23 protein-coding genes are annotated in these 24,069 nt (G+C 70.7%); 8 read left to right on the forward strand and 15 right to left on the reverse strand.

Translation table 11 applies throughout. The features are described from left to right. Positions 1–8: 8 nt before the first annotated feature. The 11 genes from ftsE to ACTHJJ_RS01325 all read right to left on the reverse strand — a co-directional run bounded on the left by ftsE (position 9) and on the right by ACTHJJ_RS01325 (position 9,819). Positions 9–899: a cell division ATP-binding protein FtsE gene (gene ftsE / locus ACTHJJ_RS01275; protein WP_440301128.1), complete on the reverse strand. Its 891-nt coding sequence runs from the start codon at positions 897–899 to the stop codon at positions 9–11. A 192-nt stretch (positions 900–1,091) separates the two neighbouring features. After that, positions 1,092–2,219: a peptide chain release factor 2 gene (prfB, locus tag ACTHJJ_RS01280; RefSeq protein ID WP_440301129.1), complete on the reverse strand. Its 1,128-nt coding sequence runs from the start codon at positions 2,217–2,219 to the stop codon at positions 1,092–1,094. 78 nt (positions 2,220–2,297) lie between these two features. Beyond that, the gene (locus tag ACTHJJ_RS01285) at positions 2,298–3,590 is read right to left on the reverse strand and encodes a class I SAM-dependent methyltransferase (RefSeq protein ID WP_440301130.1); all 1,293 of its coding nucleotides are present in this window, start codon (positions 3,588–3,590) and stop codon (positions 2,298–2,300) included. Continuing rightward, positions 3,587–4,975, reverse strand: a complete 1,389-nt coding sequence (locus ACTHJJ_RS01290; RefSeq protein WP_440301131.1) for an FAD-binding oxidoreductase — start codon at positions 4,973–4,975, stop codon at positions 3,587–3,589. Before ACTHJJ_RS01290 ends, ACTHJJ_RS01285 begins: the two co-directional genes overlap by 4 nt. A 107-nt stretch (positions 4,976–5,082) precedes the next feature. Next, positions 5,083–5,580, reverse strand: a complete 498-nt coding sequence (locus tag ACTHJJ_RS01295; RefSeq protein ID WP_440301132.1) for a pilus assembly protein TadG-related protein — start codon at positions 5,578–5,580, stop codon at positions 5,083–5,085. Positions 5,581–5,590: 10 nt separating this feature from the next. Continuing rightward, entirely contained in the window at positions 5,591–6,043 is a 453-nt protein-coding gene (locus ACTHJJ_RS01300; RefSeq protein WP_440301133.1) for a pilus assembly protein, read from the reverse strand. Next, a complete protein-coding gene (locus tag ACTHJJ_RS01305) occupies positions 6,040–6,408 on the reverse strand; it encodes a TadE family protein (RefSeq protein WP_440301134.1) in 369 nt (122 codons plus the stop codon). The genes ACTHJJ_RS01300 and ACTHJJ_RS01305 overlap by 4 nt, the downstream gene beginning before the upstream one ends. Before the next feature lie 67 nt (positions 6,409–6,475). Then, complete coding sequence (locus ACTHJJ_RS01310; protein WP_440301135.1) at positions 6,476–6,697, reverse strand: hypothetical protein; 222 nt, start codon at positions 6,695–6,697, stop codon at positions 6,476–6,478. A gap of 43 nt (positions 6,698–6,740) precedes the next feature. Then, positions 6,741–7,718, reverse strand: a complete 978-nt coding sequence (locus tag ACTHJJ_RS01315) for a type II secretion system F family protein (RefSeq protein ID WP_440301136.1) — start codon at positions 7,716–7,718, stop codon at positions 6,741–6,743. Continuing rightward, a complete protein-coding gene (locus ACTHJJ_RS01320) occupies positions 7,715–8,581 on the reverse strand; it encodes a type II secretion system F family protein (protein WP_440301137.1) in 867 nt (288 codons plus the stop codon). The genes ACTHJJ_RS01315 and ACTHJJ_RS01320 overlap by 4 nt, the downstream gene beginning before the upstream one ends. Beyond that, on the reverse strand, positions 8,581–9,819 hold the full coding sequence (locus ACTHJJ_RS01325; RefSeq protein ID WP_440301138.1) for a CpaF family protein: 1,239 nt from the start codon (positions 9,817–9,819) through the stop codon (positions 8,581–8,583). The genes ACTHJJ_RS01320 and ACTHJJ_RS01325 overlap by 1 nt, the downstream gene beginning before the upstream one ends. Before the next feature lie 219 nt (positions 9,820–10,038). On the opposite strand from ACTHJJ_RS01325, the gene ACTHJJ_RS01330 reads away from it, so the two are divergent. Together ACTHJJ_RS01330 and ACTHJJ_RS01335 are read left to right on the forward strand one after the other, a co-directional pair. Continuing rightward, complete coding sequence (locus ACTHJJ_RS01330) at positions 10,039–11,175, forward strand: FHA domain-containing protein (protein WP_440301139.1); 1,137 nt, start codon at positions 10,039–10,041, stop codon at positions 11,173–11,175. Continuing rightward, a complete protein-coding gene (locus tag ACTHJJ_RS01335; RefSeq protein WP_440301140.1) occupies positions 11,166–14,348 on the forward strand; it encodes an FtsK/SpoIIIE domain-containing protein in 3,183 nt (1,060 codons plus the stop codon). The genes ACTHJJ_RS01330 and ACTHJJ_RS01335 overlap by 10 nt, the downstream gene beginning before the upstream one ends. 100 nt (positions 14,349–14,448) lie before the next feature. On the opposite strand, the gene ACTHJJ_RS01340 is transcribed toward ACTHJJ_RS01335, so the two are convergent. After that, positions 14,449–15,384: a DNA-3-methyladenine glycosylase family protein gene (locus tag ACTHJJ_RS01340; RefSeq protein WP_440301141.1), complete on the reverse strand. Its 936-nt coding sequence runs from the start codon at positions 15,382–15,384 to the stop codon at positions 14,449–14,451. A gap of 68 nt (positions 15,385–15,452) precedes the next feature. On the opposite strand from ACTHJJ_RS01340, the gene ACTHJJ_RS01345 reads away from it, so the two are divergent. Then, the gene (locus ACTHJJ_RS01345) at positions 15,453–15,884 is read left to right on the forward strand and encodes a nitroreductase family deazaflavin-dependent oxidoreductase (protein WP_440301142.1); all 432 of its coding nucleotides are present in this window, start codon (positions 15,453–15,455) and stop codon (positions 15,882–15,884) included. A 4-nt stretch (positions 15,885–15,888) separates the two neighbouring features. Here ACTHJJ_RS01345 and ACTHJJ_RS01350 read toward each other — a convergent pair whose 3' ends face one another. Then, positions 15,889–16,845 carry a lysylphosphatidylglycerol synthase domain-containing protein gene (locus ACTHJJ_RS01350; protein WP_440301143.1) on the reverse strand — a complete coding sequence of 319 codons (957 nt, stop codon included), beginning with the start codon at positions 16,843–16,845 and terminating at the stop codon, positions 15,889–15,891. Between the two features lie 143 nt (positions 16,846–16,988). Between ACTHJJ_RS01350 and ACTHJJ_RS01355 the strand changes: the two genes are divergently transcribed. The 4 genes from ACTHJJ_RS01355 to ACTHJJ_RS01370 are packed head-to-tail and all read left to right on the forward strand — an operon-like array spanning position 16,989 to position 20,092. Then, positions 16,989–17,669 (forward strand): glycosyltransferase family 2 protein, encoded by a 681-nt coding sequence (locus ACTHJJ_RS01355; protein ID WP_440301151.1) that lies wholly within the window; start codon positions 16,989–16,991, stop codon positions 17,667–17,669. Next, positions 17,666–18,106, forward strand: coding sequence for a DUF2304 domain-containing protein (locus tag ACTHJJ_RS01360; protein ID WP_440301144.1), 441 nt, complete (start codon positions 17,666–17,668; stop codon positions 18,104–18,106). The genes ACTHJJ_RS01355 and ACTHJJ_RS01360 overlap by 4 nt, the downstream gene beginning before the upstream one ends. Further along, positions 18,106–19,350 carry an LCP family protein gene (locus ACTHJJ_RS01365; protein WP_440301145.1) on the forward strand — a complete coding sequence of 415 codons (1,245 nt, stop codon included), beginning with the start codon at positions 18,106–18,108 and terminating at the stop codon, positions 19,348–19,350. Before ACTHJJ_RS01360 ends, ACTHJJ_RS01365 begins: the two co-directional genes overlap by 1 nt. Before the next feature lie 25 nt (positions 19,351–19,375). Continuing rightward, positions 19,376–20,092 (forward strand): TIGR03089 family protein, encoded by a 717-nt coding sequence (locus ACTHJJ_RS01370; protein ID WP_440301146.1) that lies wholly within the window; start codon positions 19,376–19,378, stop codon positions 20,090–20,092. A 39-nt stretch (positions 20,093–20,131) separates the two neighbouring features. On the opposite strand, the gene ACTHJJ_RS01375 is transcribed toward ACTHJJ_RS01370, so the two are convergent. Next, positions 20,132–21,250 carry an alpha/beta hydrolase gene (locus ACTHJJ_RS01375; RefSeq protein ID WP_440301147.1) on the reverse strand — a complete coding sequence of 373 codons (1,119 nt, stop codon included), beginning with the start codon at positions 21,248–21,250 and terminating at the stop codon, positions 20,132–20,134. A gap of 122 nt (positions 21,251–21,372) precedes the next feature. After that, entirely contained in the window at positions 21,373–23,430 is a 2,058-nt protein-coding gene (locus tag ACTHJJ_RS01380; protein WP_440301148.1) for a peptidoglycan-binding protein, read from the reverse strand. Positions 23,431–23,767: 337 nt separating this feature from the next. Between ACTHJJ_RS01380 and ACTHJJ_RS01385 the strand changes: the two genes are divergently transcribed. Next, on the forward strand, positions 23,768–24,069 hold a 302-nt coding region (locus ACTHJJ_RS01385), incomplete at its 3' end, for a CoA transferase subunit A (RefSeq protein WP_440301149.1).

The following is a 24,069-nucleotide window of genomic DNA, read 5'->3' on the forward strand; positions in this document are numbered from 1 at the left end:
CCCCCCGTTCAGTGGCTCTTGACGGGCGAGCGACGGCCCCGGCCGAAGAGCCGGGGGCGACGCCGCGGCGCATCGGCGTCCCGTCCGATCGGGGGCAGCCCGTCAGGGTCGTCGTACTCGTCGAACTCGTCGACGTCCGGCTCGTCGGCCTGGGCCGAGTGGGCCGGCTCCGCCTGACCGCGGGCTCCGCCGCCGGCCGCGATCCTCGGGATGCTGCCGGTGGTGTACTCGCCGGCCTCCTGGTCGCGCACCATGACGCCGTTGTGCAGCTCGATGACGCGGCGCCTCATCGCGTTCACCGTCGCCGTGTCATGCGTCGCCATGACGACGGTCGTGCCGGTCCGGTTGATCCGCTGGAGCAGGTGGACGATGTCGAGGCTCGTGCCCGGGTCGAGGTTGCCGGTCGGCTCGTCGGCGAGCAGGATCGGCGGCCGGTTGACGAAGGCACGGGCGATCGCGACGCGCTGCTGCTCCCCGCCGGAGAGCTGGTGCGGCAGGCGCTTCTCCTTGCCCGCGAGGCCGACGAGCTCGAGGGTCTCCGGGACGGTCTGACGGATCCGGGACCGGGAGGCGCCGAGGATCTGCAACGCGTAGGCGACGTTCTGGTAGACGGTCTTGTTGGGCAGCAGCCGGAAGTCCTGGAAGACGCAGCCGATCTCGCGGCGCAGCGCCGGCACCTTGCGCTCCGGGAGCCGGTCGAGGTCGCGGCCGGCGATGAGGATGCGGCCGTCCGTCGCGTCCTGCTCCTTCATGGCGAGCTGGAGCATCGTCGACTTGCCGGAGCCGGACTGGCCGACCACGAAGACGAACTCGCCGCGCGGGATCTCGAGGGACACGTCGTCGAGGGCGGGCCGCTGCGTCCTCGGGTAGGTCTTCGTGACGTTCTCGAAGAGGATCATGCGAGCGGGCCTAACGTGAGCGGGAGTGCAGGTCGGGCTGGCGCCCGAGCCCAGCGGCATACCTCCGGTACGTCACCGGGCCATCCACGAGGCTACGGCCCGGCTGGACGAAACCGGTGTTACCGCTGTGACCGGCGTGGCGCGCCGCTCAGCCGCGCCATGAGCACCGACCGGCCGCTCCTCGAACGCCGCTCAGGCGCTCGCCGCGGCGGTGTCCTTCTTCCGCTGCTCCACGGTCCAGCGGATGCCGGCCTCGATGAAGTCGTCGATGTCGCCGTCGAACACGGCGGACGGGTTGCCGGTCTCGTGGTTCGTGCGCAGGTCCTTGACCATCTGGTACGGGTTCAGGACGTAGGAGCGCATCTGGTCACCCCAGCTGGCCTTGACGTCGCCGGCCAGCTCCTTCTTGGCGGCGGCCTCCTCGGCCTTGCGCATGAGGAGCAGGCGCGACTGGAGGACGCGCAGGGCGGCGGCGCGGTTCTGGATCTGCGACTTCTCGTTCTGCATCGAGACGACGATGCCGGTCGGGATGTGGGTCATCCGCACGGCCGAGTCGGTCGTGTTGACGCTTTGGCCACCGGGGCCGCTCGAGCGGAAGACGTCGACCTTGATCTCGTTCTCGGGGATGTCGATCGAGTCGTCGCTCTCGATGAGGGGGATGACCTCGACGGCGGCGAAGCTGGTCTGGCGCCGACCCTGGTTGTCGAACGGGCTGATCCGCACGAGCCGGTGGGTGCCGCCTTCGACGGCGAGGTGGCCGTAGGCGTAGGGGACGTTGACCTCGAAGGTGACGGACTTCAGGCCCGCCTCCTCGGCGTAGGAGGTGTCCATGACCTTGGTCGGGTAGCCGTGGCGCTCGGCCCAGCGCAGGTACATCCGGAGCAGCATCTCCGCGAAGTCCGCCGCGTCGACACCGCCGGCGCCGGCGCGGATCGTCACCACGGCCTCGCGCTCGTCGTACTCGCCGGACAGCAGGGTGCGCACCTCGAGCTCGCTGACGTCCTTCTTGAGGGAAAGCAGCTCCCGCTCGGCTTCGTCGAGGGTCGAGGCGTCGTGCTCCTCCTGGGCGAGCTCGACGAGGACCTCGAGGTCGTCGACGCGGCTGTCCATGCCGACGACCCGGTCCCGCTCCGAGTTGGCCCGGGAGAGCGCGCTCGTCACCTGCTGCGCGCGGTCGGGGTCGTCCCAGAGGTCCGGTGCGGAGGCCTGCTTCTCGAGGTCGGCGATCCGTGCTTTCAGCGCGTCCAGATCGGTGACGCCGCGCACGGAGTCCATCGTCGCGCGGAGGTCCTTGAGTTCTTGCGAGAAGTCGACAGCCACGACATGACAGCCTACGGCAGCGCAGGAGTATGACGGTCCGCCCGCTCCCGCGGCGGGCGCGGTCGGCAGGCGGCCGGGTCAGACGCCGAAGGTGTGCCGGAGCGGGTAGTGGGCGTCGAGGTTGGCGTCGAGCTTGGAGCCCAGCACCTGGTGCAGCTGCACGACGTTGGTCTCGAAGCCGTGCGAGCTCCCGCTGAGGTAGAGGCCCCAGATCTTCGCCTTGGCCGCGCCGACCTCGGCGACCGCGGCCTCCCAGTTGGCGGAGAGGTTGCGAGCCCAGGCGCGGCACGTCCTGGCGTAGTGCTGGCGGAAGCTCTCGTGGTGCTGCACCTCGAAGCCGGTGTCCTCCATGACCGACACGATCGTGCCGGATCCGGCGAGCTCGCCGTCGGGGAAGATGTAGCGGTCGATGAACGAGCCGCGCAGCCCGCTGGCCTTGAGGGCACCGTTGTGCTGGTTGTCCGGACGGGTGATGCAGTGGTTGAGCAGCCGACCGCCCGGCTTGAGCTTGTCGTGCAGGGTGCGGAAGTAGGACGGGTAGTTGCCCACGCCGATGTGCTCGGTGAGGCCGATCGAGCTGATGGCGTCGAAGCCGGTCTCGGTGACGTCCCGGTAGTCCATGAACCGCACCTCGGCGGCGTGGGACAGGCCCGCGTCGGAGATCGCCTTCTGCGCCCAGAGCGCCTGCTGCTTCGTCAGCGTCACGGCGAGGGCGTCGACGGCGTAGTGCCGGACGGCGTGCAGGACCATGCCGCCCCAGCCACACCCGACGTCGAGCAGCCGCATCCCGGGCTTCAGGCCCAGCTTGCGGCACACGAGGTCGTGCTTGTGCTCCTGGGCCTGCTCGAGGGTCGCGTCCTCACCCGGATAGATGGCGCACGTGTAGGCCATCGACGGGCCGAGGACCATCTCGTAGAACCGGTTCGACACGTCGTAGTGGTGCGAGATCGCCTCGGCGTCGCGCTTGCGCCCGTGGACGAGGCCCGAGGCGAGGCGGTGCAGCCGGCTCGGCACCTCCTGCGGCGGCAGGGGCGGACGACGGAAGGCGGATCGGCCGAGGCCGCGGAGGATCTCGGGCACCTCTGCCGCCCGCAGGCTGGGATTCGGGATCTTGTCCATCGTCCGAACGAGGACCTCGTAGGGGTCGCCGGGGTCGATGGGGTCGACCTCCAGGTCGCCCATGACGTAGGCCCGGACGAGGCCGAGCTCCCCGGGGGCGGTGACGAGGTAGCGGAGTCCGCGTTCGTTGAGGATCCGTAGCGTGACCGGGGCCGCCCGGTCCCCGCCGACCGACCCGTCATACGCCTCGACCCGAAGCAGCAGCCCTGCCGGGAAGAGGCGGTCGACCACCTCACCGATCGTCATCGTCATACGCGTCGCACCGCCTTCGCATAGAGGTCCGGGAGTCGCCCCTCCGGGTCGTGTACCCGCTTGGCCGTTCGATAGGCCTCGCCCCCGTACAACCCCCAGAAGGTCTGTTCGTCATAGTAGGCATCCGAGTAGAGCGACTTGTGGCCCCCGAGCGCGGCGACCTCGGCCTCGATGGCCCGGTTGACGTCACCGTCCTCGCGGCCCGGGAGGATCGGCGCCGTGGACCAGAAGCCGACGTTGACATAGGTCTTCCCGGGTTCGAGCGGGTAGAGCGGCCATCGCCTCTGTCCGGTGCCGGTGTCGCGAAGAACCAACGGGCACAACCAGACTGGGTCGATCGGGACCGTGTCGAGGAACCAGTGCAAGAAGTCCGCGGTGCGTTCGAGCGGGATCTCGACGTCCTGGACGACCCGCTCCTGCGAGGGCTCGCCGCGGCGCTGCTGTAGGCGCGCCCACCAGTGGTGCTGGTTCTCGAACCGGATGATCTTCCAGTAGACGTCGCTGCGCTTGAGAGAGTCGGGCCAGAGCCGTCGGATCAGCGGGCGCTGGACACCGAAGGCGCGCGAGCACCAGAACCAGTCGGTGTCCCAACGCCAGAGGTAGTCCTTGGTCGTGAGGTAGTCCTCGGACCGCAGGCGGAGGGAGCGGTAGTAGACCTGCTGACCGGTATAGCTGCTGGTGTAGGGCGCGGAGTCGGCCCAGGTCCCGAGGGTGAGGTAGGCCTCGTCGGCACTGAACACGACGCCGTCGATGAAGTCGACGTCCTCGCCCTCAAAGGTCCGTGACCTGACGATCTCGCCGATCGCGTCCTGTATGCCGCTCAGCTGGGTGAAGGGGACGTGGCGCAGCCGGACGTAGGCGTGGACCCGTTCGAGCTGGATCACGAGCCTCGTGGCGTAGCCGAGGCTGCCGTAGGAGTTGGGGAAGGCTTCGAACAGGTCGGCGTTGGGCCCGTCGGGGCAGGCGGTCACGACCTCGCCGGCGCCGGTCAGCACGTCCATCTCGAGGACCGACTCGTGCGGCAGGCCGTTGCGGAAGGACGACGCCTCGATGCCGAGGCCGCTGACGGCCCCGCCGATGGTGATCGTCCGAAGCTGCGGCACGACGAGGGGCATGCAGCCGACGGCGAGGGTGGCGTCCACGAGGTCCTCGTAGGTGGTCATCCCCTCGACCTCGGCGGTGAGCGCGATGGGGTCCACCGCGAGGACATGGCTGAGCTGGGTGACGTCGAGTCCCGGCGTGGACGGCGCGGCGCGCGGCCTGAAGAGGTTGGAGGTCCGCTTGGCGAGGCGGACGGGCCGGCCGGCGGGGATCGCCCGATAGGAGCGGCGGAGCGCCTCGACGCGGCGCTGGTGGGCGGTGAGGACCTCTGCCGAGACGGGCACGTCGCGCTCCTTCGCGTCGGACCCCGGGCCGCCCGGGGCTCGTTTCGCAGGCTACGCCGTCACTGGCCGCCTGCGCCCGGAGAAACGGCGCCGAGCAGGGCGCGCCGTCACTGAAGCGGCGCCCTGGCCCGGGACTCCACGGTGATCGTGACGCTCCCCCCGAGGGCACCGAGGATTCCACCGGTGATCGGCAGCTGCGCCTGCCCCTGCAATCTCACGACCGCGGTGCGGCCGTCCGGGGTTCCGGTCCCGTCGACCAGGGTCCAACGGATCAGGCCAGTGGGAAGCGGCGTGCGCGACAGGTGGTCGGAGGCCGCCGCCAACACCGAGGCGTCCGAGAGCGCGACCGCGTCCTGCACACCGTGGCCGTAGGCGCTCGCCTCCTCGAGCGAGTCGGCCGCGTCGAGGGCGATGGCGTCGGCGGCATCGAGGATCCTCATCCGGGCGAGCTGGGCGGCGGTCACGTCGATGGCCCCGACGACGAGCAGGGCCACGATCGAGAACAACCCGAGGATGAGCAGGCCGATCTGGCCAGTGTCCCGGCGCCCGTCCGGGTTGGCCACTCGCCAGAGCCTCGCTCCGCGCCGACGTGTCTGCTGTGCCATGCCGCCTCGCTCACCGAGCCACATAGGTGTCCACCGCGGACACGTGGGTCGAGGACACCGTCACCGAGGAGGGGACGTGCTCGGCGATGAAGTCCGGCACGAACGGGAGCTGGACCGTGATGAAGGCCGTGGCCGTGACTTCGCCTCCCGGACGCAGGCAGGGGCTGCCGTCACACCGCAGCTCGAGGCGTGTCCCCCGGTCGAAGGCGAAGTCGCTGAACGCCAGGGAGGCCGCCGCTCTGGCGCGGCTCTCGGCCTCCTCATCGGTGGTCGCGGTGACGAAGGTGCGGCCCGCCTCCCGCCCGGCGAGTGACGCGCTGAACGCGCCTGCCTGGATGCGCGCGGCCGTCAGGACGAGGTAGAGCAGCGGCAGCAGTAGTCCGATCCCGAGGACGATGAACTCGACGACTGCCCGGCCGTCCTCGCGGCGGTCCCAGAGTGCGTGAAACGCCGGCCACCTCATGAGTCGCCGGTCCCGATCTGGCGCTCGCTGAAGGCACGGCCACTCACCGCGAGCCATCCGGAGGGACCGACCGGACCGATGACCGGCAAGGGAGCCCGCACGACGACCTCGACGACGCGGATCCCTCCCGAGGTCCGCTCCACGGCGGTGACGTCGCGGGCGAAGCTTGCGCTCAGGCCGGTGGTGATGAGCTGGATCGTCCGGTCGACGCCGGCATCTGGGCTGGAGTCGGCCCGGGCCGCGACCCGGGCCCCCTCCGACGCGGCGGAGATGAGGCTGTTGCGGACATACAGGGCGAGCCCGAGCTGGAAGACGCCCATGGCCACGAAGAGCAACAGCCCTGCCACCATGACGAACTCGGCCACCGCCGAGCCCTGATCGCGTGGTTGCCTCAGGTGCCGGTGCACCGCGTTCCTCGCTGACGGGGCGTCGTCAGCGGCCGGGGCCGCTGACGTTGCCGATGGCGTCGCTGAACAGCTCCAGCAGCCGGTCGCCGGCGAAGCCCCAGAGCACCGTGACGATGCCGGCCGTCATCAGGGTGATGAGGACCCAACCCGGGACATCGCCGCGGTCGCGTGCGCCGCCGAGGCGGCTGACGACGGACGTCAGCACCTCGCGGCGGTATCGGTCCCTCGCGCGGATGAGCTTCTCCATCGTGGTGCTCCTATCAGTGCGTGGCGGGTCGCCGGTGTCATGGTCAAAGGGAGAAGTTGAGGAAGGCAGCGCCCGGATAGAGGGCGAAGAGGATCGTCACCGGCAGGATGAGGAACACGACGGGGACCATCATTGCGATCTCCTTGCGCGCCCCCTCCTCCATGAGTGCGCGCCGGCCCTCCTCGCGGACGTCCTGGGCCTGGGCCCGGAGGACCTCTGCCAAGGGGGTGCCTCGCTCGACCGCCACGACGATGCCGTCCACGAAGCGGCTGAGGCTCAGCAGACCGGTCCGCCGGGCCAGCCCCTCGAGGGCCGCGGGCAGGTTGGCGCCGGCCCGCGCGTCCGCGAGGCATCGCCGCAGCTCGTCGGAGAGCTCCCCCTCGGAGAGGCGACAGACCCGCTCGAGAGCACCGGTCGCTCCCTCACCGGCACTGACGGCGAGCGCGAGCAGCTCCGCGACGGTGGGGAACTCGCTGAGCATCCGCCGCTCCCGCCGCCGCGCCACCCTGGACAGCTGGACATCGCGAGCGACGACCCCCGAGACGGCCCCCACGAACACGAGCAGCACGAGCAGCCCGACCGAGAGGCGTCCCTTGGAGGCAGCCATCAGGCCTGTGGCGAGGACGGCGAGGCCAGCGCCGCCGAAGCCCCAGAGGACCTGCTCCGCACGGAAGCCTTCGAGGTCGGGAGCCTGTCCCGAGCGCAGCTGGCGCCGGACGACGGTCGCAGATCCTCCGAGGATGCCGTCGACACGGCCGCCGAGCCGTTTGACGTAGGGGGCCACGAGCGTGCCCAGACCGAAGAACGTCGGCACCGTGGCGGGGGTGGCGAGCAGCCGCGATGGTCGGACGGTGTCCCGCAGATACGGCTCGAGACGGTCGTCGAGGCTCGCCCGTCGCATGACGGGCAGCCCCGCGATGACGAGGGCGAGACCGGCGAGGCCGAGGACCCCCACGGTGGCGCCGGCCCAGGACCAGCCGGAGCCCGGCAGCAGGTCGAGAACGTCCACAGCTCTGGTCATCGGAGGACCCGCTCTTCTTCTGGCAGGCGGCCGATCCAGACCATGATCCGGTAGGCCACGAAGCAGACTCCGGCACCGATGATGAGGATGACCCAGCCCACGGGACGTGAGTAGGCGGCGAGGGACTGGCCTCGCATGGCCAGCATGCCCAGGACGACCCAGGGCGCCGCGACGGCGAGCCGGGCGGCTCCGACCGTCCAGCTCTGTCTCGTCTCGAGCTCGGAGCGTGTGCGCGCGTCCTCACGCAGGAAGGACGAGAGGGTGCGCAAGAGGGTGCCGAGCTCGCTGCCACCGACCTCACGGGCGATGCGGAGGGACTCGACGAGTCGGTCCGCGACTGGATCACGAAGCCGGTCCTTCAGCCGGTCGAGGCAGTCATGGAAGCGTCCGGTCGTGCGGTAGTCCTCGGCGAACGCGGCGAAGGCGGGGCGCAGCTCCTCGGGACCGCGGAGGGCCAGCTGGGCCAGCGCCTCCGGGAGAGCGAGCCCGGCGCGGATCCCGGACGTGATGTTGTCGACCGCGTCCGGCCACAGGTCGCGCAGCTTGCTGCGGCGGGCCCGGGCACGGGACCGGACCAGGGTGACCGGCGCAAGCCCGGCCATCAGCGCGAAGCAGAGGGCGATCGGGACAACGCCCACGAAGAGCATGACGCCGAGGAATACGAGGACGAACAGGACGAGCGAGCCGACGACGAGGTTGCCCGGAGTCACGGACGGATAGCCGGCCTGCGTCAGGTGGTCGCGCAGGTCGGCGAGGAAGCCGCCGTCGCGCGCCCGCGGGGGCCGCTCCTCCTTCGGCCAGAAGGACCAGTAGATGCAGAAGACACCGAGACCGAAGACGATGCCCACGGCGAGCGGAGACATCAGCGGTCTCCGTGGACGAGGAGGGAGGCGAGGTCATAGCCCGCCCGCTCGAACGCCGCCCGGTGCGGCGGGAAGCCGTCGGCACGCTCCAGCCGGTCACCGCGGGTCACGAACAGGTCCGCGGTCTCGATGACATCGCCCTCGGCGCGACCGGGCACAGCGACGATCTCCCGGACGCGTCGGCTCCCGTCCCGCTCGAGCGCCACATGGATGACGATGTCGACGGAGGCCGCGACCGTCGGCACGACGAACCGGCTCGACACGTTGTCACCGGCGAGGAGGGGCAATGTGCACATCTTCGTCACGGCCTCGCGAGCGCTGTTCGCGTGGATGGTGCACATCCCCGGCACGCCGCTGTTGAGGGCGATGAGCAGGTCGAGGCTCTCCTCCTGACGCACCTCGCCGACGATGATGCGGGAGGGCCGCATGCGCAGGGCCTCCTTGACCAGGCGGCGCAGCGGCACCTCACCGGTACCCTCCAGACTCGGCTGGCGGCACTGCATGGCGGCCACGTCGCGGAGCGGGATGCGCAGCTCGAAGACCTCCTCGCAGGTCACGACACGGTCCCGGGGTGGGATCGCAGCGGAGAGGCAGTTGAGCAGGGTCGTCTTGCCCGCCTGCGTACCGCCGGCGACGAGGATGTTGAGCCCGCTCGCCACGGCCGCCTCGAGGAAGGTGGCTGCCGGCTTGGTCAGGGTGCCGAGGCGAACGAGGTCATCGAGGTGGTCCGCCTTGACGACGAACTTGCGGATGTTGACCTGCCAGTGCTCCCGGCTGATGTCCGGGATGACGACGTGCAGCCGGGACCCGTCCGAGAGGGTTGCGTCGACGAAGGGTGACGAAAGGTCGACCCTGCGGCCACTGCTCTTCAGCATCCGCTCGACGAGGTCGCGGACGTCGTCGGCCGTGAGGATGGTGGGCGTCAGCTCCGCGGTCCCACCCCTGGCCACGAACACACGCGAGGGTTCGTTGATCCAGATCTCCTCGACGGTCGGGTCGTCGAAGTACTGCTGCAGCGGGCCGTAGCCGGCGACGACCGAGAGGATGGAGCGCACCGCGTCGCCCGGGTCACCGAGGACCGGCAGGCCGCCGTGGAGGGACCGCTCGTCGTACTCCTGGACGGCCTCGACGACGAGCTGACGGATCTCGACGTGGTCCCGTCCGGGGTCGATGCCCGACCTGCGTATCAGTTCACGGACGTCCCCCTCGATCTGGGCGACGGCTTCGTATGTCGACATGGGACCCCCCTGCGAAAACGCTGCCGGACGCCATCCTGCCCCGGAACGGCGGGAGGCGCGCGTCGAAACTAGCGCCAATGTGACGCAGAAGCACCGAGCAGCCGCCAACCCTGTGGACAAGGCTCATTTGGGACTCAGCACGCGCATCAGGGTGTGGAAAACGACAAGCTGCTGCGAATGAAGTCTGCTGCGATGTCTGCAGGAGAGGAAGGAGCGCCCGTGCGCCTGCTGGTGACTGTCGTCGACCCCCAAGGGGACGGGCCCCGCTGCCAGGACGTTCTCCTGGAGACTGATGCGCGCACCACACTCGGCGACGTCGCCGACGACCTGCGCCGATGTATCGGCTGCACGGACGAGCACCTCGGCTTCCGGGCAGAGGGGCGGTTGCTCGAGCCGTCGCTGCTCCTCGGCGAGCCGCCTCTGCTGCGTGGAGCCGTCCTCACGCTCGCCCGACCCAGCACCCCAGGTATGCCGCTCCCCACGGAGGCGGTCGTCCGACTCGAGGTGGTCGGTGGGCCGGGGGCGGGTGGCGTGGTCCGGCTCGGGCGCGGCCTCCACGTCGTGGGGAGGAGCGGCGGCTGCGCCGTCCGGCTCGAGGACGGCACGGTCTCGCGTCACCACCTCGAACTGTCCGTCAGCTCGACCGGCGTCGCCGCGCGTGACCTCTCCCCCACGAACGGCTCGAGCATGGACGCCGTGCCCGTCGGCTGCGAGCCGAGACCATTCCTGCCGGGCAGCCGCCTGCGGGTCGGGTCGACGACGCTCACGCACCGAGTCGTGCCGATGGTGCCCGGCGCATCGACAGTGAGTGAGGGCATCCGCCATGTCCACCGGCCACCGCGGTTCATGACCCAGCCGTCCATCTCCGAGATCGAGTTCCCCCGGCGACCGGCCAAGCCGGAGCGCAACCGGCTCCCCATGATCGCTGCCCTCGTGCCGATGCTGCTCTCGGCGCTGCTGTCGGTCGTCCTGCGCTCCCCCGTCATGATGCTGTTCGCCCTGCTCACGCCGGGGATGCTTCTGGGGCAGTGGTGGAGCGATCGCAGGCAGGGCCGTGTCTCTCACCGTCGTCGGCTCATCGAGCACGCCCGTGAGTTGCAGCGGGCCGAGAGCGCGCTCCGGGTCGCCCTGGAGCGCGAGCACACCGAGCGCCATGCGGAGGCTCCGGACCTCGCGTTGGTGGCCGCGGTCGTCGGCGCCCTCGACGCCCGGCTCTGGGAACGTCGCCCGGTTGACCGGGACCACCTGGCTCTGCGTCTGGGCGTGGGCGCACGAGAACCCCGGACAAGAGTGGCAGGCGACCCGGCCGACCGTCCCGAGCTCCCCTCGCTCGACGTACCGTCGTCGTGCGCCTGACCGAGGTCGGTGTCCTCGGGCTCACGGGGCCCAGAGATCGCTGCCTCGCTATGGCCCGCGGTCTCATCACCCAGCTGTGCGCGTGGCACTCGCCCCGCGATGTGCGCCTCGTCGTCCTCACCACCGACTCGGTCGGGGGCGACGCGTGGGGGTGGACTACTCTTCTCCCCCACCTCGCGCCGCTCACCTCTACCAGCCTGGCGGCGATCGGCGACCTGGGCCACGACGGCTCGGTGCCCCGCCGCGTATCGGAGCTGGCGCATCTCCTGGCCTGCCGAAAGGAGTCCGCGGCACCTGCCGAGGCCCGGCCGGACCTCGTCGTCGTCCTCGACGGGGCCGAGCGAATACGACGGGTTCCCGGGGTCGCGGAACTGCTGAGGGACGGCCCGGGCGCCCGGATCCACTTCATCTGTCTCGACCGGGACGTGACTCGGCTGCCCGTCGAGTCGACGGCCCGAGTCGTCCTCGGTGCAGCCCAGCGAGCTGAAGCACGTCTCGACCTGTCGGATGGAACCTCCGCGACCTTCGTCCCGGATCTCCCCGGCCGAACCTGGGCCGAGGGTGTCGCGCGGGCGCTCGCCCCACTTGAGGACGCGACCCCGCTCGAGGAAGGTCCCGCCCTCCCCGACCGGATCGACTTCGTCGAGGCGCACCGGCTCGGCGGTACGTGTGGTGACCCGCTGGACGCCGGCGACATCGCGTGGTCCTGGGCCGGGACGGGTCGTCGCCCGATCGCCGTCCTCGGGGCGGGCGACGACGGCGCCGTGCTCGTCGACCTCGTCCGGGACGGTCCCCACGTGTTGGTCGGCGGCACGACGGGCGCCGGCAAGTCCGAGCTGCTTCAGACCCTGGTGGCGAGCCTGGCCGTGCACCTGCCGCCGCACGAGCTCACCTTCGTCTTGGTCGACTACAAGGGTGGATCGGCCTTCCGGGACTGCGCCGACCTGCCACACGTCCTCGGGATCGTGACCGACCTCGATGAGCACCTCACAGCACGGGCGCTCACCTCCCTCGGCGCCGAGCTGAAGCGACGTGAGCGGCTCCTCGCCAATGTAGGGGCCAAGAGCTTCGACGACTACCGGCGTGCGGTCGGTGACAGCCACGAGCCCTTGGCACGCCTCGTTCTCGTCGTCGACGAGTTCAAGGTGCTGGCGGAGGACCTGCCCGACTTCATCGGGGGGCTGGTCCGGCTCGCCGCCGTCGGACGGTCGCTCGGGGTCCATCTCGTCCTGGCGACCCAGCGCCCGGCCGGCATCATCTCCGCGGACATGAGGGCGAACATCTCCCTGCGGATCGCCCTTCGAGTCCGCGACCGGGCGGACAGCGACGATGTCATCGAGGCACCGGACGCGGCGCGCATCCCCGACCGGTTGCCGGGTCGGGCCTACCTGCGGACCGGCTCGCGCCGCCTCGTACCCGTCCAGGTGGCCCACGCCGGAGGTGTCCCCTCAGCAGCACGGAACGGTGCACGCCGCCTCCCGCCGCTCGTCCATGCGGTCCAGTGGCGCCACTGGCTCGAGCCGCTCCCCGAGTCCAGCACGGACGAGCCCCACCCCTCCGGCGACACCACACTGCGGCGCGTCGCCGCAACCTTGACGGAGGCAACCCGCCTGGCGGGCCGGAGCCGGCCTCCGTCGCCCTGGCTCCCGCCCCTGCCCGGTCTCCTGGCCGCGTCCGACGACCGGCTCCATCCCGACTCGCCGATGGACCCGGGCGTGCCCATAGGACTGGTTGACCGCCCTTCCGAGCAGCGGCAGACCGTGCTCACGTGGGATCCCGCTCGTGACGGCCACCTCGGCATCGGCGGTGGTGCGCGCAGCGGCCGGACGACATCAGTCGTGACCGTCGCGCTCCGGCTAGCCGAGCGGTTCACGCCGGCCGCGCTGCACCTGCACGCGCTTCAGGGCAATCCCGGCTCCCTCGACTGCCTGGCACCCCTGCCGCAGTGCGGGTCGATCACCGGGATCGACGACGCCCAGCGACTCCGGCGTGCGGTCCGCCGGCTCACGGAGATGCAGCCCCACCCGGAGCGGCTCACCGTCCTGCTCATCGACGGCTGGGAGACGATCACCGGCGCCCTCGAGGAGCTCGACCAGGGGGACACCTGCGAGCGACTCCTGGCACTGGTCCGCGACGGACTCTCGAGAGGGATCGTCGTCATCGTGACCGGTGGCCGCGCGGTCGCCTCCGGCCGGCTCGGCAGCCTCCTCCAGTGTCGTCTCCTGCTCGACATGCCCGACCCCATCGACCTGACCCTCGCCGGCATCAGCCCCGCCGTCGCGAGCCGGCGCCGGCCGCCTGGACGGGCGCTCGACGTCCACGACGAGGCAGAGGTCCAGTTCAGTCTGCCGGGTGACGACCGAGGAGCGGACCATGCCGCGCTGGCGCGCGACGTCGCCGATGCAGTGGAACGCCGGCACGGCCCTTCTCCGGCCAGCGACCTACCCTGGCGTTTGCTGCCGCTCCCCGAACGCGTCTCCATCGAACAGTTGCCCACGACGCCGGGGCGTCTCGTGGTCGGTGTCGGCGGCGACGACCACGTCCCGGTCGGCTTCGATCTCACGAGGGACGAGAGAAGGATGCTCGTCCTGGGACGGCCCCGAACCGGCAAGTCCACGCTGCTCCAGACGCTGATGACCCAGCTGCTCGCGGCGGGGCACGAAGTGGCCGCCATCGCCCCGCGTCGCTCGCCGCTCACCGGGCTGCCGCCCCGCTCGGGCCTTCACCTCCTCCGCCCCGATGAATGCGACCGGTTCATCGCCCTCCGCCGGCAGCACGGCGATCTCGCGATGCTCGTCGACGACTGCGACTGCCTCGACGGCACACCGATGGAGACCGCCGTGATCGAGGCGACGCGGCTCGTCGAGCACTCGGGTGGGCTGGTCGCGGCGGCTCTCGACACCCGGCGCGGCGCCACCGCGTTCCGCGGACTCGTGCCGGAGGTCGGCAGGGCGGGCACTGGGGTGATCCTCTGTCCGAGCGGCCCCACCGACGGCGACCTGCTGCACGCTCGGGTGGAGCCCCAGTCCGTGCGGGCACCCGGCCGGGGCGTCCTGGTGGCCGAGGGCATTGCCACAGCGGTCCAGGTCGCGACGCCCACTCCCCCAAGGGCGGGCTCGGAGTCGACAGCGCGTGCCCCAGCCCGGCTCTCGGGACCGAGACCTCGGGCCTGATGAGCCCAGCGCCGGCCGGTCAACCGCAGTAAACCGCCAACCGCATGAGCGCAGCCTGCGGGTCAACCGCGGGCCGGGGCCAACCAAAACCCCCTGCCGGTCAACCGCGGCCGGCCGCCCCGACCGGTAGATGGCCACGGGGCGCCATCCGGGGACCCCGCCGGGGCCGGTGGTGGCCTACGAGCTCGAGCAGCTGCTGTACGCGGAACCGGTGGCCCCGGTAGGGCTCGAGCAGCTCGGCGAGCGCCTCGTCATGGACGGGCCGCCCGAGCAGCGCCCAGCCGATGTCCTTGGCCACATGGAAGTCCCCGAAGCTCACGGCGTCCGCGTCCCCGAGGGCGCGCTGGGCCGCCTCCGCGGCCGTCCACACCCCGACTCCCGGCACCGTCACCAGCCGCCGCCGTGCCTCGAGAGGTGGCAGGTCGACCACCTCCTCCAGGCGCCCAGCAACCTTCGCGGCGCCCACGACCGCCCGGGACCGCGCCGGGTCGACCGAGGCGCGAAGGAACTCCCAGGACGGGATGGTGGCCCAGCCCCGGCCCGTCGGCGGTGCGAAGAGGCGGTCACCGAAGGGGCCCGGAGCCGGTTCGCCGAAGCGCCGGACGAGCCGCCGGTAGCCGGCGAACGCCTCGTGCCCGGTGACCTTCTGTTCGATGATCGCCGGCACGAGCGCGTCGAGCACGAGCCGCGAGCGGGGCACGCGCCAGTGCGCGAACCGCCGCCACGCATCCCGGACCGGCGGATGGCAGGGGCGGAAACCGCTCGGGTCGTCCGCCGCACCGAGCAGGTCGGGCACCGAGTCGAGCAGCCACCCGGCGCCGGGCCCCCACGCGCGCGCCTCGACCACGGACTCCGGCGAGCGGCATACGAGATGGATCGTGCCGGCACCGTCCGGCGTCTGCGCTGCCCTGGCGAAGCCGGCCGCTCCTCCGCTCCACGACGTCGGGTCGCCGGATCCTCGACGGAACGGCATCAGCTGCGCCTGCAGGTTGATGGGCCGATCGGCGCGCCACACGCGGACCCGGCCAGCTGTCATGGGGCCAGTCTCCCCCGTCGTCGCCTGTGCCGTGGAATGGGGCCACCGTGGGCCTTGTTGCCCCTGTCATGAATCCCGCTAACTACGTCCCCAGCCCGCGCTCCTTCGTCAGGGAGCAGGTCGACCAGGTCGAGCAAGCCGGGACGACCGACGGTGTGCTCATGCAGGGCCGGCCGATCGTGGTCGTCTCCATGCAGGGCGCCCGTTCCGGCGCTCTGCGCAAGGTTCCCCTCATGCGGGTCGAGCATGCGGGCCGATACGCGCTGGTGGGAAGCCAGGGCGGGAGCCCCAAGCACCCGCTCTGGGTGCACAACCTCCGGGCCCACCCCGAGGTGACGCTCCAGGACGGCGACATGTCGATGCGCTATCACGTCCGCGAGGTGAGCGGCACCGAACGGGACGAGTGGTGGACGCGATCAGTGGACGCGTTCCCTCCCTACGCGAGCTACCAGGAGAAGACCGACCGGCTGATCCCCGTCTTCGTCCTCGAGGAGATCTGACCCCTCACGCCCGCGGCGCGAGCCCTTCCGCTCGTCGGTCGACGAGCAGGTGGTGGCGCCGGGCGTAGAGCCACCCGAACAGCGCGCACGCGACATCGACGATCGTCACGATGAACCGCGAGACGATGGCCACCGTCCCGGCTGCCGACAACGGGATCGCGGTCGCGAGGATCAGCGTGAGCAGGCCCTCGCGGGCTCCGAGCCCGGCCGGCAGGATCACGGTCAGCATGCCGAGCGAGACGGAGAGGGCATACCCGGTCATGGTCGCCACGCCCAGGTGCGGGTGGACGTCGGGACCTGCCACCGCGCGCGCGAGGAGCAGGGTGTGCAGGCCGAAGGTGGCCCAGACGAGGCCGAAGAGCAGAACGGCGCTCAGCACCGCCCGCCCGGAGAGGTCGTGCTCCAGCGGTTCCCGGCGCAGCAGCCGCAGCGCCGCCCCGATCAGACGGTTGAGGATCCGCGGTACGAGGAGGACGACGACCACCGGCAGGGCGAACAGGGTCCACCAGTCGAAGCCGTCCGCCTGACGGCGGATGAGGTATGACGCGGCCGGCAGCCCTACGGCGACTCCGGTCAGCAGCGAGAAGCCGAGGGCGAGCAGGGCCGCGACGGCCGTGCGGCGCCTCGGCACCCTCAGGCTGCTCGCGATGTCGGCCTGCACGAGAACCGACCAGAGCGACCCGGGAAGGTACTTGCCGAGCATGCCCACGAAGTAGACGCCGCTCGCCGGGGCGAGATGCAGCGGCGAGCCGAGGTCGGCGAGCAGGACCCTCCAGCCCAGCATCGTCAGCCACGTGCCGACGAGCGCCGCGAGGGTCGAGAGGAGGAAGGTGCCTGCCGAGATCTGGCCGAGGTGGACCGACACGTCCGCCCAGTTCGTCACCACCGCGTACACGACCGCGCCGAGCGTGAGGACCGCGACCGCGACACGTATCGCGGTGACGATCGGCCCTCGGGTCATGAGGCCGAGCCCTCACCGATGTCGCATCCGCGCCCGCTCGTCATGATCCCCGACTCTAGTGCCGATCCGGCCTTTGCCCTGCCTGTCACGGCCTGCACGCACGGTCCGCTTGCCTGGTCGCTCTAGGCTTACCCCTGATGAACATGGACGACGTGTGGCTCGTGGTGCCGCTCTACAACGAGGCCGAGGTGATCGGCGACGTGGTGAGCGCGGCTGTCACGACCTTCCCCAACATCGTGTGCGTCGACGATGGGTCGCGCGACGAGTCGGCCGGCCGCGCCGAGGCAGCGGGGGCGGTCGTCGTGCGACACCCGGTAAACCTTGGCCAGGGCGCCGCACTCCAGACCGGCTTCGAGTATGCGCTGCAGGACCCCTCGATGCGCTATGTCGTCACCTTCGATGCGGACGGTCAGCACCAGGTGAGCGACGTCGAGGCGATGCTCGGACGGATCCGTCAGGGCGATGTGGACGTCGTGTTCGGCTCGCGCTTCCTCGACGACCGGAACGAGGCCGGCGCGCTCAAGCGCATCGTGCTCCGGGCCGCCGTTGCGTGGACGAACCTGACGACGAGCACCGAGCTCACCGACGCCCACAACGGCCTGCGAGCCCTCAGCCGCCCGGTCGTCGAACGCATCAACATCACCCAGAACCGGATGGCCCACGCCTCTGAGATCGTCGCCCAGATCGGGTCGATGAACCTCGCCGGCCGGACCGTCCGCTACGCAGAGGAGCCGGTCCACATCCTCTACACCGATTACTCCAAGTCCAAGGGCCAGTCGCTCTGGAACGCGGTCAACATCCTGGCGGAGCTGATCTGGCGATGAGACAGTTCGGCATCCAGGTCGTCCTCATCGTCCTGACGCTCGCCATCGCCTGGCGCCTGCTCATCTCCTACGGGCAGAGGGCACAGGCCCTGCGGCGCCTCGGTCTCGTCGTCCTCGCCGCGCTCGCCGTCTATTCGATCATCGACCCCAGCCAGACCTGGACCAGGCTGGCCCGGTTCCTCGGCGTCGGGCGCGGTGCGGACCTCATTCTCTACGCCCTCGTCGTCGCCTTCTTCGGTTTCGTCGTGACGACCTTCAAGCGCTTCCGTGCCATGGAGATCCGATACACCCGGCTCGCCCGCCGCATGGCTCTCGACGAGGCTCCGCTCCCCGCGAGCCGGCCCCGTCGTGGGCGTGGCGGTCCCGACGGCGTGGATGTGCCCGATACTCTCGACCGGCCGAGTCCCCCTCCAGTGACCGACCCGGAGACCCTTTGATGCCGAGCGACCCGCACCGCCCTGAGCAGGACGCCTGGGAGGACGACGCGTATGTCGTCGACACCCGGCGATCGCGGCAGCGCCAGCCGGGCGGCGCCTCACGGGCCGGGGAGGTGCGGGACGAGAGGTCGACGAGCAACGCCGACGACGACACCTACGTCGTCGACACGCGGCGGCAACGTCCTCGTGCGGAGCGACGGCTCGCCGGCGACGGCGGGCCCGGTGAGGGCCATACCCCTCCCCCTGGGCCGCCCAGGCGCAGGCGCGTGCGCAAGGGCCGCGCCATCCTGCTCGTCGCGGTGCTCCTCATCCTCGCCTGGCTCGCGTTCATGGTCTGGGTGCCCTTCAACGCGTGGAACAACGTCGCCCGCGTCGACAACATCCCGGGCGGCTCGCGGCCGACGGACACGACCGGCTACAACTACCTGTTGGTCGGCTCGGACAGCCGCGAGGGGCTGACGAAGGCACAGCGCAAGGAGTACGCGACCGGCAACGCCGAGGGCAAGCGCACCGACACGATCATGCTTGTGCACGTCTCCGAGAGCGGGGGCAAGCCGGTCCTGGTCTCGATCCCTCGCGACTCCTACGTGCCGATCCCCGGCTACGGCAGCAACAAGATCAACGCCGCCTTCTCGTTCGGCGGCGCGAAGCTGCTGACCCAGACCGTCGAGCAGGTGACGGGCATCCATGTGGACGGCTACCTCGAGATCGGGCTCGGTGGGTTCGCCAACATGGTCGACGCCCTCGACGGCGTCAACATCTGCGTCCCGCGCAACATGAAGGACAAGAAGGCGGGCATCGACCTCAAGAAGGGCTGCCAGGTCCTCGGCGGCAAGGACGCGCTCGGCTACGTGCGGAGCCGCTACGAGGACCCGCTCGGTGACATCGGCCGGGCGAACCGGCAGCGCCAGTTCCTGGCGGCCGTGATGAAGAAGGCGGCGACACCGGCTACCGTCCTCATCCCCTGGCGTTACAAGGGATTCGCGGATGGCGTTGCCTCTGGAATCAACGTGGGCGAGGGCACAGGCATGATGGACGCGGTCCGCATCCTGCAGGCGATGCGCAGCGTCAGCAACGACGAGGGGCTCTCCCTCACTGTCCCGATCGAGACCATGTCGCTGCCCACCCGCAACGCGGGTGTGGCCGTCAAGTGGAACACCGATCAGGCCAAGGCGCTCTTCCGGGCACTCAAGGACGACCAGCCGCTCACGACGCCGCCCGCGGGGACCAACATCCACCAGTGACCGCCGACGGCCGTAGGCTCGGGCCGTGCTCACCCCCCTCGAGATCTTGGACCGGATGGTGGCGGCCGACCCGGGGCGGCCCCGGCTGACCTGGTACGACGACGAGCCCGGACCGACGCACGGCGAACGCATCGAGCTGTCTGCCCGGGTCCTAGCGAACTGGGTCGCCAAGGCCGGCAACCTCCTGCAGGACGACGTCGCCGCCGAGCCCGGGACCACCGTCGGCCTCGACCTGCCCGCTCACTGGCGATCGCTGTACTGGGCCATGGCGACGTGGGCAGTCGGGGCGACGGTCGTGACCGGCGAGGAGGCCCGCGAGGCGGACGTGCTCGTCACGGACGACCCGGAGAGGGCGGCGTCACACGGCGGCGACGTAGTGCTCGTCGCCCTGGCCGCGCTGGCTCGGTCCCACCCGGGTGCCGGCCTCGCGCCCGGGGCGGTGGACGAGGCGCGGGAGCTGTCGACCCACGGCGACGTCTTCGCACCGCTCGCCGCTCCGGAGGCAGGTGACCTGGCACTGGTCGGCGACGGGCTCTCGACCACGTATGGCAACCTCGTCGCCCCGGAGCGCGCCTGGGGCGAGCGTCCCCGCGTGGCCGTCGCCGGTGCCCTACCGGAGGTGCTCCCGGCGGTGCTGGCGGCGTGGACCGCCGACGGTTCGGTCGTCCTGTCACGCGGGACGCCTCCTGATGCCGCCGCGCGGGCCGCCGCCGAAGGCGTGACCGCGGACCACCGACCGTAGAACTGACCCAGTCGGCCGTGCGGTCGGATCACTCCCCGGTCAGGGCCGGAACCCGGGCAGCGTCTGGGCGAGCCAGGCCAGCGCCTTGCCGCTGTACGGCTCGAACACGGCGGGACGGTGCCCGCCCTCGGGGACGATGACCGAGGTGATCGACAGCGGTGGTTTCGCTGCGAGGAGGAACCGCGAGGTTGTCGGGTAGGCCAGGTGGTCCTGCCGCGAGGCGAACACCCACAGCGCGACCGGCGGGGGCGCGCTGGCCGCGAGTCGGGTGAGGTCGTACGGCCCCAGCTGGGTCGCGGTGAGGGGCTTGTAGTGGACCCCGAAGTCGGGTTTGAAGTAGCCCTCCATGACGATGCCAGCCCCGAAGACGTCGGGATGGCGCATGGTCAGCATCGCGGAGCACCAGCCGCCGTAGGAGAGACCCATGGTCGCCCATGAGGTGCGGCCGGTCTGGACCCGCAGGTGCTGGACCGCCCACTGCGGCACCACCCGGCTGAGCCAGGTCTCGGCCTGGGGGTAACCGGGGGGCCCATTGACGCACTCCGTGTCGACGTTGGCCGGCAGGTCGATCAGGGGGATCACGAAGATCGTGGGGGCGAGACGGTGCTCGGCGGTCAGCTGGTCCGCGACAGCCAGGAAGTTCCCGTTGACCCAGCTCTGCGGTTCCCCGGGATAGCCGTGCAGGCCGACGACGACCGGATAGCGCTTCGACGCGTTGGGCTGGTAGCCGAGCGGAAGGTAGACCAGCACCTGCCCGACCCTCCCGGATGTCGGGTCCTGCACCTGGTAGGACTGCAGCCGCGCTCCGGGTTGGGGTAGGGCGTACTGCCCGCTTGCCCCGGGTCCCACTGCCTGGAGCCCCGGTCCTCGCGTCCGGGCGCGCAGTGCCTGCTGGATCGAGCCGCCGTGGTGGGTCTGCACCTCCGGGGCCGTGGACCCGAACAGGTCCGCCCAGGTTGCATAGAAGACGTACTGGTCGTTGAGCACCGTGAAGGAGAGCAGGACGACGAGGGCGTTGAGCAGCAGCACCTGGACCGTGCGGGTGACGAGACGCAGCGGCCGGTGCCGCGGACGTGGACGACCCAGGACGACGAAGACGAACATCGCCAGCGCGATGACCGCGATGATGACGACCACGCCGGGATCAGTGAGCTCCATGGGGACCTCTTTTAAAGGGACCGCTGACGCTACCCAGCGTCCTGCTTCCGGCTGTGACCGTGCTGGAGCTTTTCAGTGGGCCGCCTGTGCGCCCCCTGAGTGTGTGAGCGCCGTGCGAGAGGTCAGGCCGAGAGCCGGTCGAAGAGGGACCACGTCCGCGAGGCGACCACCCCCGTGCTCGCAAGGCCTCCCCGCGCCTGGGCCGCCTTCACGGCGTCGCGGGTGGCAGCGTCATACGTGCCGGTGACCGGCACCCCGAGCACGCGCTGGACCTCTGCCACCGCTGGACCGGTGTCCCCCGGACGGAGGACGGTGGCGCGGTTCGCGGCGAAGGGGAAGTCGCGCTGCTCGAGCACGTCCCAGACCTCAGGGGTCACGACGCCCGTCGCCGCCATCACCTCGGCGACCTGGAGCGCCGTCACCGCCCGCTGGGTCATGGTCCCGAAGACCCCGTCGACGGCGAGGCCCCCGAGCGCGCGCTGGAGGAACCGCACCGCCGCCCCGCGGGCTCCCAGGGCGAGCACGACGTCCTTGTATGGCGTGTACGCCGTCGTCGTCGAGACGGTCGCGACGGCCGGGGTCATGGTCGGGGTCCGGAGGACCGCGAACGCCCGGGAGGCCGGCACGTCCGGCACCTCGGGCTCCATGTAGGCGACGGCCGCGGCCGTGCTCCAGCCCTTCGTGAAGAGGGCCTGCTGGGTCTGTGCATCTGCGACGCCGGTGATCTTGAGCCCGACGAACTTCTGGTACTGCTTCACCCTGGCCTCCGTCATGGTGCCGAACCACGCCGTTGTCGGCAGCGCACCCAGCGCTGCCTGCAGCTTCCGCACGGACTCGGATGTCATGCCGTAGCGGAGCGTGGGGTAGCTCTGCGCCGCCCCCTTGGTCGCCCAGCCGGCCCCGAAGAGCCGCCGTTGGGTGGCGGCGTCTGCGACGCCCGTGACGGGCAGGCCGGCGAACTTCTGGAACGCCTTGACCCGGGCGGTCGTCATCGGGCCGTACCAGGCCGTCGTGGGGAGATTTCCGAGTGCCGCCTGCAGTCGGCGGACCGACTCCGAGGTCATGCCGTACTTCAACGTCGAGTACGTCGTCTCCGGCGCCGGCGTCCGAGTGGCTGTCGGCTTCGGAGCCGCGGGCGGCTCGACAGCCATCGACTTGGGAGCCGCGGGCGGCGGAACGGCCATCGACTTCGGAGCCGCGGGCGGCGGAACGGCCATCGACTTCGGAGCCGCGAGCTGGGGGGCTGCCGCCGCCTTCGGGGCGACCGGCTGGGCTGACTGCGGGCTCGGCGTGTGCGGCCGAGGCAGGCGCGCGGCCGCGCTCCAGCCGTAGGAGAAGAGCCGCTCCTGGGTCCGCACGTCGGCGGTTCCGGTGACGGGCACGCCGATGAAGGTCTGGTAGGCCTTGACCCGGGCCGTCGTCTGGGGCCCGTACCACCCCGTGACCGGCAGGCCGCCGAGCGCCGTCTGCAGCCGGCTGACCGCGTCGGAGGTTGTGTCGTAGCTCAGCGTGAGGTATGGGGCCGTGGGAGCGGGGAGCGTCACCGTCCCCGAGGGCGTGGCCGGGGGGAGAGAGGTCAGGTATGAGGTCGTCGCGACGCCCGTCCACCACGACGTGCGCTTGGCCGCCCCGTCGTAGGTGAAGCTGAAGTGGATGTGGTCAGTGTGCGGAGAGGCGCCGGAGTACGGTCCCCAACCGTATGGCGCGTCCGCCCGGCCGGTGTCGTACGAACGCCAGATCTTCTTGTTGTGGATGATGTACATGATCCCGAAGCGCCGCGCCATGCCGCCGGGACGGCCTTGGGCGTCAGGCCCGGTCAGCCAGTTCAGGACCGACTGGGCAACGGCCTCCTGCTGCACGTTGTTGACGTTGAGCATCCAGTCCCACGCTCGGCCGTCGTAGTGCTCCGAGACGTCGCTGCCGCAGGTGCGCTCGATGAGTCCGGTGTTGCCCATCCCGTAGTGCGAGGTCATCAGCTGGGCGAACGCGAGGACGCCCGTACGGGCCACGGGGTCGCAGAGGGTCTGGCCCTGGTACGGCACCGCGACGTCGAGGGCCGAGGGCAGCTGCTTCGTCGGCGGGGATGGCGGCGTGTAGGCGTCCGCTCGGGCGGCAGTGAGGGGGATGCCGAGCGTCGGAATGACGAGCACCGCCCCGAGTCGTCGCCGTCGCGTCACCATGTCCCCTGCTTTCCCCAAACGTGATCGTCCGCCTCATTTATGCACTCTTGTCACAGAATTAACAAGTCCGTCCCGATAACTACAAACTTGTAATTCTCGGGCCACTCAAAATGACACTGATGTCGTTTCCTGCCTTTGTGTGTGCCGCCCGCCTGGCGTCGGCCGGGAAGGGCACCTCACGAGGGGCGACCTTCCCCGCTCTGGACGGTGCGGTCGGGCATACCACTGACACGACGAAGGCCAGGCGGCGCATACGTGTCCGTGTGCCACTGATCCGGCGGCCTTGTGGGGCGGGGCCACCCCCGCGGCGCCACCGACGAGCGGTAGTGTCCGGCCCATGGACAAAGTCGTCACCACTGCCCAGGAGGCCATCGAGGGCATCGCCAGCGGCGCGTCGATGGCGGTCGGCGGGTTCGGCCTCTGCGGGATCCCGAGCGTGCTGATCCAGGCCATTCACGACGCCGGCGTCGACCAGCTCGAGGCGATCTCGAACAACTGCGGCGTCGATGACTGGGGCCTCGGGATCCTGCTCAAGGACAAGCGGATCCGGCGCATGGTCGCCAGCTACGTCGGGGAGAACAAGGAGTTCGAGCGGCAGTACCTGCACGGAGAGCTCGAGGTCGAGCTCACGCCCCAGGG

This window comes from Intrasporangium sp. (assembly GCF_051961875.1).
In the GTDB taxonomy this organism is placed as follows: Bacteria; Actinomycetota; Actinomycetes; order Actinomycetales; family Dermatophilaceae; genus Intrasporangium_A.